The following is a 12684-nucleotide window of genomic DNA, read 5'->3' as shown; positions in this document are numbered from 1 at the left end:
GAACAGAGCTGTTGGCGTTACCGAATTCGTAGCTTTCCGTGACCGCAGTGTTATCGAACGACTGGGTGATCAGGCGGCAGGGTTGGACAGCGGTCGTCCGATCAAGAATTCGAGAGTGCGGTACGCATCGGTCCTGCGACCGTTGCTCGCATTGTCGTGGTAAGCGGCACCGGCGACCACAACGCCGACCGGAATGCGACCCGACTCGATATCGCGCGCCGTCTGCTCCGCGCAGTTGCGCAACACCGGGCAATCGGCGCACAGTCGCCATGCCTTTTCTGCGCGCTTGCGTCCATGGCGGGGGAGTTGCTGCGAGTCGTAGGCATCCATGTCGTCGATGCACGCACCCTTGAGGCGCCAGACCTGGTCATCTGTCATCGTCGTGATCCGTTTCGCGTCGTGCCGATCGTTCCACGACCCACATTCCCCACCTCGGGTAACTCGAAACACCCAAATGCCTTGCGCCGCCGCGGACCGTAGGAGTCAGACTGCGCGACGGGCCGATACCCGCGCGGCTGCGCCCGCCGCCGCGATGGTCACCAGGCTCCGAGCACGATGGCCGGGCCCTCACCGGGAGCCAGGACGCCGCTTTGCGCGCCGAGTGTCACTGCCGAAACCGGAACGCCGAGTTGGGCTGCCGCGAGTATCCCGAGTCCGGCGGGTTGGCCGGTCAGGCGCATGGCAACGTGCACTGCCACGGCACCGCCTCCCAATACGAGCCCCAGCACGATCATGCCCGGATGACTGCCCAAGGCACGCAGATCGAGGGACGCTCCGAGCCAGACGAAATACAGTGGCCCCAGAAAACCTTCGGTGATGGCGAACAGTTGTTTCGTCAGACGTCTCGGTTCTCCGATTGCGGCGACGGCCAGACCGAAACCGAAGCCGGCGAGCATCACCGACGCGTGAGTGTGGACCGCAAGGGCCGCGAGGCCGAACAGCAGAACCAGGTTGAGGCGCAATTCGAGCGCGAGCTTGCGCTGGGCAGAGGCGTGGTGGATTCGGCGGCGCAGTCCGGTGAGGTCGAAGTGGCGCAGGACAACGAAGATCAGGCCGGCAGTTGCGATGACCGCCGCCGATCCGAGCGCGGCGGGGACGGCGCGCGGTGGATCGATCACGAGGGGCAGCGCGACGATACAGACTGCGTCGGCAAGCGCGATCTGAGGCAGAAGGGACATCAGCCCGGGTGTGGCCGTCTTGCTGGACTCGACGATCGGCATGATGACCGCGGCCGACGAAGAAGCCATCAGCACCGCGTAGAGACCGAGGTGTGGTGAATCGAATGCGGCGGAGACGGCCCAGCCGAGCGCGGTGGCCAGCAGCCCGACGGCCACAGCCCGCACAGCGCCTACCCGGAGGCCGACCCGTAGTCGCGGGTCACGAATGGGAACCTGGCTGCCGGCCACGAACATGACGAGCGCAAACCCCACCTGCGCCAGGAAACTCAGTGTCTGTTCACTCGGATCGATGACGCCGAAGCCGGTGTGGCCGATGGCAATTCCGGCGACGAGTTCTCCGATGACGACGGGTATCCGAAGCCCGCGTGGCAGCGCGAGCAGTGGGCCGAACAATCCGACCGCGGCACACAGGGCAAGCGTCTCGAAGGTCATACGACCGCGCCGTAGGATCGCAATCCGCTGCTGCCGTCATCGTGCATCCTACGAGCGGTGTCGGAACAGCGAATGATCGACGGCACTAGCACGAAGGATGATCGCGCGACCGCACGAAGCGTTGCCAGTCTTCGTCCCACTGCCGCATGCGTGAACGGTCGCCGGCCACGGTAATGAGGTGGACCAGACCACCGATGACGATTGCGCCGAGAAACCACACGAACACGGCTGTGGCAGTTCCGTTGACGACGGCACCGGCAGCAGTAGCGGGTGTATGCGTGAGGTTCCCGCGCGCATCGAGCCACAGTGGCGTGGTGTCACCGATCGAGACGGGTGATGGCACCTGGGCCGAACCCGTGCGCGTAGTGCCGTCCGGTGCAGTCCATCGCACCGTCGCGGTACCGGTCGCATTCGTGCTGACGTAGTCGTCGGACTGGATCGGCTTCGGATAGTCGATGATTCGAGCATCGACCCGAAGATATTCTGCGCGTTGCTGTTGCGATCGGCGCGACAGGTCGCTGTAGGTCACCGAACCGACCGTCGCGGCGACGGGTACGAGCAACAGAAGCATCGCGACCCCGACGACGAACACCGTTCGTTCGATTCTGTCGGGCAGTCGCATCAGGGGATTGGAGATCCATGGACTCCGTCGCCACCAACGGCGCACGTGTTCTGTGAACATGCCCGTCTCCTACTCCCGCCGGCCGTGTGTTCGGCATCGACTACGAGTCTGCGCCGCTGTGCACTGGTTGCGTAAGGGCACAAGGTCCCGATACGCCGAGGGCGGTGGACCGCGAATTGCTCGATCGGACGTTGGATCAGCTCAGAAATACCGCGTCGATGACGACGTATCCGGCTACTGCGAAGACCAGGTAGGCGAAGAGGCGTTGCAGCCGCGCAGTATCGACTCGAGTTCCGAGGTGTGCGGCCAAGAGGGAGCCGACGATTGCCGTCCCTGCGAACGCGAGGGTGATGGACCAGTCGATGCTCGTGCCGGCCAGGTGTGAGACGAGACCGGCAACGGAGTTGGCGACGATGATGACCAGCGAGGTGCCGACCGCGACCGACATCTCGATACCCAGCATCAGCACCAGCACCGGGATGATGAGGAAGCCCCCGCCGACGCCGAACAGTCCGGTCATGAAACCGACGGCCAGGCCCGCTGGAATCGAGCGTGGCGCACAGCGTCTCCAGTTGATGCCCGATCCCGATGTCTTACAGGCTGTTCCGATATCCCCCCGCTCGGCGAGCATGCGGGCTCCGGCAGCAACCATCACGGCGGCGAAGCCGAGCAGCAGTAGCCTGTCCGGCAACAACCGGCCGACTGCGCTGCCGGCGAAGGTCGCGGGAATGCCGGTCGCAGCGAAGACGGCCGCAAGTCGCCATTCGACTCGGCGGGCCCGAAGCTTCGGAATCACGCCAACGGCCGAGGCGGAACCGACGACGAGCAACGAGACCGGGATCGCCTCCGCTACCCCGAGACCCAGGGCGAACACCAACACCGGTACCGCAAGAATCGATCCGCCTCCGCCGAGAAGGCCGAGCAGAATCCCGATCAGGGCGCCGAACCCGAGCGCCAGGGCCACTGTCATCGTGCAATCACTTCGTTTCGTAGAGTCGTTGCCATACCCCAGGGGGTACTTGACATACCCTAGGGGGTATTACACACTGTGTCTATCGCCCCGTGAATCGCGCCTGGCGACAGCAAGATGGAGGAAACCGTGATCCTCGAGCAGTACTACCTCGAATGTCTTTCCCACGCTTCGTATCTGATCGGTGACGAGACCACCGGACGTGCGATCGTCGTGGACCCGCGTCGCGACATCGCCGAGTACCTGGACGATGCGGCGAAGTACGGACTCGTGATCGAAGGCGTCGTCAATACCCACTTCCACGCCGACTTCGTCTCGGGTCACCTCGAGCTGGTCGACGCGACCGGTGCATGGATCGGCTTCGGTGAATCCGCCGAGACCGACTACCCCATCCGGCGACTGCGCGACGGGGAGCGGTTGTCCCTCGGTGACGTCGAACTCGAAATCCTCTCGACGCCCGGTCACACCTGGGAGTCGATCTCGGTGCTGATTCGGCAAAGCCCCGGCGCGACACCCACCGCGGTGCTGACCGGTGATTCCCTCTTCATCGGAGATGTCGGACGTCCGGACTTGGTCAATCTCGGAGATGGCTCCACCACAGACCTGGCCCGTGCGATGTACTCGACGATCCACGAGAAGCTGCTGACGCTGCCTGACGAAGTCGTGGTCATGCCCGCCCACGGTGCAGGCTCGTCCTGCGGCAAGAACCTGTCCACCGAGCTCACCTCCACCATCGGTGAACAGCGGGCGACGAACCCGTCGGTGCAACCGATGACCGAGGATGCCTTCGTCGCGCTCGTCACCGAGGGGCAGCCTGCGGCGCCCTCCTACTTCTCCGCCGACGCCGCGATGAACAAACGAGTCCACCCACTGCTCTCACGAAGCCGCACGATCCCCGCTCTGACGCCCGACCAGGTTCGAGACGAGCTGGCTGCGGGAACACGAGTGCTCGACGCACGAAGTGTGGACGACTTTGCGGCCGGTCATCTCCGCGGGTCGGTCAACGTGGGTTTCGACGGCCGCTTCGCCGAAACCGGCGGAATGGTCGCGGAGATCGGCGGGCGCATCGTTCTCCTCGCGTATCCGGGTGACGAGCAGGAGGCCGCAGTACGCTTGGCCAGAATCGGATCGGACAACGTGATCGGCTATCTGGGAGTCGATGGGGACGGAGCATTTGCTGCGGGGCTGACCGAGCTGGTCGAGGCCGCGCCTCGTACCACCGTCGAGCAACTGGACGCGATGCGCGCAGCGGGTGAGGTGACGCTCATCGACATTCGTAACCCAGGTGAACGCGATCTCGGCACGATACCGGGAGCGATCCCGATCCCGCTGGCCCAGTTGAGGACTCGGCTCGATCAAGTTCCTACCGGTAAGTCCGTCGTGGTGCATTGTGCCGGCGGATGGCGTTCGAGCGTGGCGGCGTCACTGCTTCGAGCGCAGGGATTCGAGGGCGTCTCGGACTTGCTGGGTGGGTACGACGCCTGGGCCGACGCCCACGTTCCGGCCTGACGCACGACAGATCAGAAGAGGAGAAAATCATGTGTTATCCCGTTGCCTGCGCGAAGTGCCACAAGACCGGATGGGGTGGTTGCGGTCGACATGTCGACGCCGTCATGCGATCGGTGCCGGCATCCGACCGCTGTACCTGCCGTGAGAAAGCGACGCCGCCTCGCCAGGAACGTCGAACTGTGCGGTCGTTCTTTCGCCGCTGAATCGCGAAGTGGAGAGAAGTCATCGAGGCGGCGGACCGGTATTCGCATCGGAACGATGTGCCGAGGGGCAGACGTGTGTATGTATCTCGGCGGCCAGCTGCGCCACCGATTCGGTGAGGACGGTATTTGCCTCGATCATGTCTTGCAGCAGGGCGGTATTCGAAAGTGTATGTACCGCAACCTCGCTGCTCACCGAATCCGCGCGTTTCGCCGAGATCAACAGGATTGCGCCCTGAAGTCCTGCGATCATCGAGAGGAACAGGTTCAGCAGGATGAAGGGGTACGGGTCGAATCCGTCGTTCTGGTTGTAGGCGGCCCACAGTGCCATCACACCGAGAAACAGGAAGACGAAGGGCCAGGAGCCCATTCCGTTCCGGACGTAGTCCGCTGCTCGTTCGCCGGTGGTCAGTGCGTCACCGGTTCGGACGCCCGGATGTCTCCTCCACAGGTTCATCGCTCGCAGGTCTTCGATCGGGAGTGTGCAGCAGAATCCATGCTGCCCAGTGTGTTCGGCGTGCCCGTGCTGTGCCAGGGACGAAAGCCCCTGTTCTCCGAGCCCTTCGGCTCCCGACCTGGCCTCTCGGGATACGTCCCGATCCGGCGGTGACTTCCGGCCCTACATGTCGATCGCGGCAGCGCCGACCATCGACAGTGTGCATTGCTCGATGGTCGAGAACGGCATTGGTTCGGATAGTTGGAGGTAGTCCACGATGAAAGCTGCTGTTGTCACCGAGTTCGGCAAACCCCTGGTCGTCAAGGACATCCCGATTCCGGAGCCCGCGCCCGAGCAGGTGCTGGTGAAGATGGAGACGTGCGGGGTCTGTCACACCGATATTCATGCTGCGCAGGGGGATTGGCCAGCAAAGCCGACCTTGCCGTTCGTCCCCGGGCACGAAGGCATCGGAGTGATCGAGGCGGTCGGGTCGCAGGTGTCGAAGGATCGAATCGGTGAGCGGGTCGCCATCGCGTGGCTCGGTTCGGCGTGCGGCGAATGCGATCACTGTGTATCGGGCTGGGAGACACTGTGCGAGAAGCAGCAGAACAGCGGCTACTCCGTCGACGGGGCCTACGCCGAATACGCTGTGGCCCATGCGCGGTACGTCGTCCGCGTTCCTGACAGCATCTCCTCGTTCGACGCGGCTCCTTTGACTTGCGCCGGCGTCACCACCTACAAGGCAGTCAAGGTCGGCGGAGTTGCTCCGGCTCAGCGGGTGGCCATTTTCGGCGTCGGAGGGCTCGGTCACATGGCGGTGCAGTACGCCAAGATCGCGGGCGGGTTCGTCAGCGCTGTCGACATCGAAGACGAGAAACTCGAACTCGCGCGTGAACTCGGCGCAGACCACACCGTCAATTCGACGACAACCGACCCGGTGGACGCCATCCAGGCGCTCGGTGGTGCCGACGTCGCGATCGTTCTGGCCGTCATCCCCAGCGTCTTCGATCAGGCCTTCCGGTCACTGCGCCGCGGTGGTCGGCTGGTATGTGTGTCGATGCCGGCCCACGGTGTGTTCCCGGTGCCGATCTTCGAAACGGTGGTCGGCGGAATTTCGGTACTCGGTTCGATAGTCGGTACCAGGAAAGATCTACGTGAGGTGTTTGCACTGCACGAGGCCGGTCGGACGACGGTGTCGGCGGTCTCCCGCAAACTCGACGAGGTCAACGAATGCTTCGACGACCTCATGGCCGGACGCGTCACCGCACGCCAGGTCTTCGAGTTCTAGCACGTTCGACGCCTGATTCACCACAAACGAGCGAGGTGGATCAGGCGATCGGCGTGCTCATCGATGCGGTCAGACGGACCGCGGCGCAGTTGTCGTCAGAGCTCGGCAGATGGTGCCGGCCCACTCGTCGACCTCGGCGCGTGACCTGTCGTCACCGTCGCCGGCCTCGATCATCCGAACCACCACTCGCTCGAACCTCGACAACGTGGATCGGTCCAACTTGCCGCCGAACAGCTTGTGCTCCATCGCCCAAGTTGCCTCGCTACGTTCCGATTTCGGCGTGGGCTGCAGGCCGGCACCGATGGGACCACTGGAGAACAGCCACACCGGCATGGTCTCGAGTTCGGCTTGCTCACGGGCAACCAGGGATCGGGCATCGCCGAGCCAACGGCCCATGTAGACGCCACTTCCGATGACCACGGCGTCGTACTCGGCGATGCTGTCCACATCGGCGGCGTCACGGACATCGACCGTCACCGATACCGCGGAGTCCGCGAGTCTTGCGGTGAGCGACGAGCCCAGCCATTGCCCGAGTTCACGGGTGGAACCATGACGGCTTGCCGTCGCGATCAGGATGCGCATGGTGGCCTTTCTTTCTCGAGTTTCCAGGGGCCGGTCACGTTCCCAGACCACGTTGCCGGGCCGAAGCATCGAGCAACAGGGACTTAGGACCCGGACCGGTCGCCGAACTGCTCGACATGGCGAAGGCTCCCATCGAGGTATCCGGAGCCGGTGATTCGCGCGAGTCGGCGACCGGGCGACGGGACGACGGTGACCGGGCAATGCGCGCGTGCCAGCAACGACCGGCTGGTCGAGCCGAGCATCATCTCTCCGTAGCCGCCGCGCCCGTGACTTCCGATCACGAGAAGCTGAGCGCCCTGTGCATGATCGAGGAGGGCCTGCACCGGCCGGTCCTTGACCACCACGGTTCGCACCGAAACCGTCGGATGACGCCGGGTGTGCGGCTCGAGCATCCGGGCCAGCTGACCGGCGGCAGCCGGGCGGTTCTCGGGCCATTCCAATCCTCGAATCGGAAACCCGACCGACAGATCCGCGTCGGACCAGCTGTGCACCGCCGTGAGCGGAGCCGACCGTGCGAAGGCCTCTTCGAAAGCCAGTGCCACTGCGGCTGCGCTCGCCTTCGTTCCGTCCACCCCGACTACCACCGGGTGCGTCGCGTCCACGCCGTCGCCCGACCAGCCACGCACGACCGTGACGGCGCATCGAGCATGGGTGGTGACGGCAAAACCGATGGACCCGAGTGATCGTTGTTCGGCCCCGCCGATGCCCCGGGTGGCGATGACCACCATGCGGGCGGTAGCCGACAGTTCGAGAAGCGTGGCGACTGCGGGGTTCTCGGACGAGACGGTGTCCACGGTGATCGCACCGGTCGTCGCGCTCTCCCGTGTGGCGAGCACCCGGGCCTCGTCGAGAATGGTCCTGATCTCCGATCGCGATTGCTCTACAACGGGTTCGGGAAGAACGCCCATCCCCGTCAGCGCTCTCGGTAACGACCTCGCCGAGACGAGAACCAGATCAGACCTGTGTAAGTGTGCGTCGAGAACTGCCCAGCGCACCGCATCCAAGGCTGCAGCTGATCCGTCGACTCCGACGACGGTCGGTAGTGAACCCATCGTGTGACCTCCTCGGTCGTGGTGTCGGAACATTCATCAGACGCCGCGCACGGCCCCAGGCGCGGCAGGACAACAACACCGACACGAAGGACTTCGGTCACCTGTTTCGGTGACGAAAGGTCACGTTGTGCGCACCCGTGACCCGTAGGCTCGGAAGTCGAGGCGCCCAATGTGGACGCAGGTGAGGTGTATCGACGTGGTCACGGTGTTCTTGGTGGACGATCACGAGATCGTGCGGCGCGGTCTGATCGACCTCATCGACTCCGATCCCGACCTCGAGGTCGTCGGCGAGGCAGGCAGCTGTGCACAGGCGCTCGCTCGTATACCGGCCCTGCAACCCGATGTTGCGGTGCTCGACGTGCGACTGCCCGACGGCAACGGCATCGAACTGTGCCGCGAACTTCTCGATCGTCTGCCGAACCTCAAGACCATGATGCTGACCTCGTTCACCGAGGACCAAGCCATGCTCGACGCGATACTCGCGGGTGCGAGCGGCTATGTCGTCAAGGACATCACCGGCATGGAACTGACCCGAGCGATCAAGGACGTCGGTTCCGGTCGCTCGCTGCTCGACAATCGTGCGGCCGCGGCGTTGATGGACAAACTGCGGTCCGGAACGGCGACCCCCGGACCGATCGACCACTTGACCAGCCAGGAGCGCACCTTGCTGGATCTGCTGGGTGAGGGCCTGACGAACCGGCAGATTGCTGCCCGGATGTTCTTGGCGGAGAAGACGGTGAAGAACTATGTGTCCCGGCTACTCGCCAAGCTCGGGATGGAGCGGCGCACTCAAGCTGCGGTGTATGCGTCGAAACTTGCCGACACCGCTCCGCCGACAGGGCGTCACCCGGGGTCACGGGATGGATGACAGGCACGGCGACACCGGATCGTCGTTGCCCCAATTGCGACTCGGTGAATTGTTGGCCGAGGTGCAAGACCGCATCGGCCGAATCGCCGATGCCAGAGTCCAAGCCGACGGTCTGCTCGACGCCATGCTCGTCATCACCTCCGGCCTCGATCTGGAGGTGACGTTGCGGTCGATCGTGGAATCGGCTGTCGAACTCGTCGACGCTCGATACGGAGCCCTCGGTGTACGGGGCGAAGGCCACGGATTGAGTGCGTTCATCAATCACGGAATGGACGAGGACACCCGCGTCGCGATCGGTCCGCTCCCCACCGGCCGCGGGGTGCTGGGACTGCTCGTCGACCGGCCGAACGTGTTGCGCCTGGAAGATCTCAGTGCGCACCCGGAGTCGGTGGGATTCCCGCCGAACCATCCGCCGATGAAAACGTTTCTCGGCGTGCCGATTCGGGTTCGCGACGAGATCTTCGGCAACCTCTATCTCACGGAGAAGAAGGACGGCAAGCAGTTCACGGAGGACGACGAGGTCGTCACCAAGGCGTTGGCGTCCGCTGCCGGCATCGCCATCGAGAATTCCCGGCTGTACGAGGACTCGCGCACACGTCAGGCATGGATGGAAGCAACTCGGGACATCGGCACCGAACTCCTCGCCGGGACCGATCTCGACGAGGTGTTGCAGATGGTGTCTCGGAAGGCATTGCACCTGACCGGTTCCGATGCGGCGTTCATCGCGGTTCCCGAGGACACCGACCAACCGTTCGAGGACGTCACCGAACTCGTCGTGACGGTCAGCGAAGGAGTCGGAGCGGATCGAATGGTGGGTGCTGTCATCCCGGTCGAGGGATCGAGTACGGGAGTGGCGTTTCGACGTAGAACAGCGTTGAGAAAGGGACGTCTCGAATACAAGGTGAGCGGTGTGGACGCTGTCTTCGGTCCCGCACTGATCTCACCGTTTCGCGTTTCCGACGGAGTCAGCGGCGTGTTGGTGGTGCTTCGCAGGGAAGGCAATGGGCCGTTCGAAGATACCCAGCTCGACATGGTCTCGAACTTCGCGAACCAGGCCGCGTTGGTGATGCAGATGGCCGATGCCACCCGTCGGATGCACGAACTCGAAGTGTTGTCCGACCGTGACCGCATCGCCCGCGACCTGCACGACCACGTGATTCAGCGAATCTTCGCTGCCGGCTTGGCTTTACAGAGCACCCTGCAGCGCGCCGAATCCGAGGACATCAGGCAGCGGTTGTCGCGAACAATCGACGATCTGCAAGACACTGTGCAGGACATTCGAACGACGATTTTCGATCTTCAGAGCACATCCCACTCCGCAACACGATTGCGCCAACGCATCAACAGCGCGGTACTCGAACTCACCGAAAACGTCGATATCCGTGCCGTCGTGCGGATGTTCGGACCACTGTCGGTCGTCGACACCAAGCTCGCCGATCATGCCGTTGCCGTCGTCCGCGAGACGGTCAGCAACGTCGTTCATCACGCTCAGGGCGACACCGTTACCGTTACGTTGTCGGTGGGCGACGACATGCAGATCGTCGTGTCGGACAACGGGATCGGAATGCCCGAGGACACCACCGCCAGCGGACTGTCCAACCTCGGTGCCCGTGCCATCGAGTGCGGTGGGTCGATGGACATCGGCCCCGGCCCTTCCGGCGGCACCGAGGTGACCTGGTCGGTACCGCTGCCCTGACGGGTGTAGCCGTTCGTCACCTCTTTCGGTGACCTCCGGCCGCTGCATCGAGTGGGTGTGCGCTCGTAGCGTTCTCGATGAAGGTGCCGAACCTGTTTTCGCACCACCGAGAGGAACCCGATGAACATCGCGCACACCACCGGACCCGTTGTGGTCGGAATCGACGGATCGACAGCTGCGCTCGATGCAGTGCGCTTCGCCGTCCGCGAGGCTCGCGGGCGCGGAACATCTGTGCGTCTGGTGCACGTGATCGAGGCTCGACTGCAGCGCGACACCGTCTACGGCGCACCCGACGTCGACGGTGACTACGCTCGCACCGTATTGGACCGGGCCGCGATCGTGGCGAAGACGAGCGATCCGACCGTCATCGTGGAAGCAGTTGTCCTGCAGGGGCGACCGGAGACGGTGTTGCTGTCCGAAGCGGCGTCGGCGTGTCTGACGGTGTTGGGCACGACTACCGAAAAATCTCTTGCTGCATGGGTTCTCGGATCCGTGGTGCATACGGTGGTCGAATGCTCGGCTCATCCCGTGGCGATCGTCCGTACCTTCGACGCCGAACGCGGCGGCGCAGTCGTCGCCGCATTGGGAGACGCGAAGGTCTCGGCGACAGATGTCGTCGTGGCTCAGGCATTTCAGGAAGCGGCGATGCGCGGGGCCAACGTGTTGGCCGTGCACACCCAGACGGTCTCGACCATTCTGGTCAGCGCCATCAGTGGTCCGGTCGACCATCTACACCCCGAATCGGCAATGGACGTCCGGTTGGAACCCTTCGGTGCGGACTACCCCTCGGTACGAGTGGCGTCGGTCTACGCCGAGGCCGACTCGGGATCGGAGTTGATCGCGGTGTCCGACAGCGCACAGCTGCTCGTACTCGGCCACGAGCGTGATCGCGTGCCGGGAAGTACATTGACCACCGTCCTGCGGCACGCAGAGTGCCCCGTCCTCGTCGTCCCGCACGCATGAGTACCTTCGGCGCGAAAGCGATAGTCGTCGGTGTCGATGGCTCGAGTTCGTCACTCGACGCGGTCGGCTGGGCTGCACGTGCGGCAGAGCTACGCGGCGCACCGCTGAAGCTGGTGTCCGCGTATCAAGTCAAAGCGTTGTACACCAGTGTCGTTGCGCTGCCGTCCCATATCGGCTCCGAGGAGCATGCAGCTGCAGAGTCGATTCTGACGTCGGCGTCGTTGGTGGCGAGGCGATCGGTCGAGAATCCGAACGCACTGACGATCACGACCGAATCGCTTGTCGGACCGACGATTCAGTCGATGCTCGATGAGTCCTCGACCGCCTCGATGTTGGTGGTCGGTTCGCGCGGCAACGGCGAATACTTCGCCGAACTGCTCGGCTCGGTGAGCACGGCGGTCGCCGTGCAAGCACACTGCCCGGTGGTCATCGTGCCGGGAAGCGTCGAGGTGCATTCGTCGCGCGGACCGGTCGTCCTCGGAGTCGACGTGTCGGCACACAACCAGAAGGCCGTCCGCTTGGCCTTCGAGGAAGCCTCGCTTCGGGGTACCGGACTGGTGGCCGTGCACGTGTCGACGGACGAACTGATCTCGTCGCCCGACGCGTCCGCCGCGGACAGGGCTGACGCGATCGTCTCCAACGGCCGAACCGTGCTGGCCGAGAGCCTGTCCGGCTGGATCCATCAGTATCCCGACGTGGCGGTGGAACGAACAGTGTTGCGCGGCAACGTGGCCGACAAGATTCTCGAGGTGGCATCACGAGCGCAGGCCGTCGTCGTCGGTTCGAGTGGACGCGGTGGTTTCAGCGGTCTACTGCTCGGGTCCACCGTCCGGTCACTGGCCCACCGCGTCGACTGTCCGTTGATCGTCGCTCGCGGATAGCTACCGA

Annotated in this window: 12 protein-coding genes and 1 pseudogene; 6 read left to right on the top strand and 7 right to left on the bottom strand. The window is 64.1% G+C overall.

Annotation, left to right across the window (positions count from 1 at the left end):
- Positions 1 to 69: 69 nt before the first annotated feature.
- The 4 genes and pseudogenes from CH294_RS05575 to CH294_RS05560 form a co-directional block, all read right to left on the bottom strand.
- On the bottom strand, positions 70 to 378 hold the full coding sequence (locus tag CH294_RS05575; protein WP_032405493.1) for a WhiB family transcriptional regulator: 309 nt from the start codon (positions 376 to 378) through the stop codon (positions 70 to 72).
- Positions 379 to 483: 105 nt separating this feature from the next.
- A pseudogene (locus CH294_RS05570) lies at positions 484 to 1610 on the bottom strand (cation:proton antiporter).
- An 85-nt stretch (positions 1611 to 1695) separates the two neighbouring features.
- Entirely contained in the window at positions 1696 to 2292 is a 597-nt protein-coding gene (locus CH294_RS05565) for a hypothetical protein (protein WP_141216450.1), read from the bottom strand.
- 136 nt (positions 2293 to 2428) lie between these two features.
- The gene (locus CH294_RS05560; RefSeq protein WP_094737247.1) at positions 2429 to 3202 is read right to left on the bottom strand and encodes a sulfite exporter TauE/SafE family protein; all 774 of its coding nucleotides are present in this window, start codon (positions 3200 to 3202) and stop codon (positions 2429 to 2431) included.
- A gap of 129 nt (positions 3203 to 3331) precedes the next feature.
- On the opposite strand from CH294_RS05560, the gene CH294_RS05555 reads away from it, so the two are divergent.
- Entirely contained in the window at positions 3332 to 4711 is a 1380-nt protein-coding gene (locus CH294_RS05555) for an MBL fold metallo-hydrolase (protein WP_094737360.1), read from the top strand.
- Between the two features lie 222 nt (positions 4712 to 4933).
- Here the strand turns inward: CH294_RS05555 and CH294_RS05550 are convergent, their stop codons facing one another.
- Entirely contained in the window at positions 4934 to 5368 is a 435-nt protein-coding gene (locus CH294_RS05550) for a DUF1003 domain-containing protein (RefSeq protein WP_094619113.1), read from the bottom strand.
- Between the two features lie 256 nt (positions 5369 to 5624).
- Between CH294_RS05550 and adhP the strand changes: the two genes are divergently transcribed.
- Positions 5625 to 6635: an alcohol dehydrogenase AdhP gene (gene adhP / locus CH294_RS05545; protein ID WP_032405496.1), complete on the top strand. Its 1011-nt coding sequence runs from the start codon at positions 5625 to 5627 to the stop codon at positions 6633 to 6635.
- Between the two features lie 69 nt (positions 6636 to 6704).
- Here adhP and CH294_RS05540 read toward each other — a convergent pair whose 3' ends face one another.
- Both CH294_RS05540 and CH294_RS05535 read right to left on the bottom strand, forming a co-directional pair.
- Positions 6705 to 7217, bottom strand: a complete 513-nt coding sequence (locus tag CH294_RS05540; protein WP_094737246.1) for a flavodoxin domain-containing protein — start codon at positions 7215 to 7217, stop codon at positions 6705 to 6707.
- An 83-nt stretch (positions 7218 to 7300) separates the two neighbouring features.
- Positions 7301 to 8269: a universal stress protein gene (locus CH294_RS05535; protein ID WP_052057775.1), complete on the bottom strand. Its 969-nt coding sequence runs from the start codon at positions 8267 to 8269 to the stop codon at positions 7301 to 7303.
- Positions 8270 to 8465: 196 nt separating this feature from the next.
- On the opposite strand from CH294_RS05535, the gene CH294_RS05530 reads away from it, so the two are divergent.
- The 4 genes from CH294_RS05530 (at position 8466) to CH294_RS05515 (ending at position 12677) form a co-directional block, all read left to right on the top strand.
- Positions 8466 to 9137: a response regulator transcription factor gene (locus tag CH294_RS05530; RefSeq protein WP_032405498.1), complete on the top strand. Its 672-nt coding sequence runs from the start codon at positions 8466 to 8468 to the stop codon at positions 9135 to 9137.
- The gene (locus tag CH294_RS05525; RefSeq protein ID WP_094737245.1) at positions 9130 to 10833 is read left to right on the top strand and encodes a GAF domain-containing protein; all 1704 of its coding nucleotides are present in this window, start codon (positions 9130 to 9132) and stop codon (positions 10831 to 10833) included. The genes CH294_RS05530 and CH294_RS05525 overlap by 8 nt, the downstream gene beginning before the upstream one ends.
- Before the next feature lie 120 nt (positions 10834 to 10953).
- Positions 10954 to 11796, top strand: coding sequence for a universal stress protein (locus CH294_RS05520; protein WP_094737244.1), 843 nt, complete (start codon positions 10954 to 10956; stop codon positions 11794 to 11796).
- Positions 11793 to 12677 (top strand): universal stress protein, encoded by an 885-nt coding sequence (locus CH294_RS05515; protein WP_094737243.1) that lies wholly within the window; start codon positions 11793 to 11795, stop codon positions 12675 to 12677. The genes CH294_RS05520 and CH294_RS05515 overlap by 4 nt, the downstream gene beginning before the upstream one ends.
- The last annotated feature ends 7 nt before the right edge of the window (positions 12678 to 12684 follow it).

This window comes from Rhodococcus sp. 14-2483-1-1 (assembly GCF_002259335.1).
In the GTDB taxonomy this organism is placed as follows: domain Bacteria; phylum Actinomycetota; class Actinomycetes; order Mycobacteriales; family Mycobacteriaceae; genus Rhodococcoides.
This window is presented reverse-complemented; position numbering and strand designations above follow the sequence as displayed.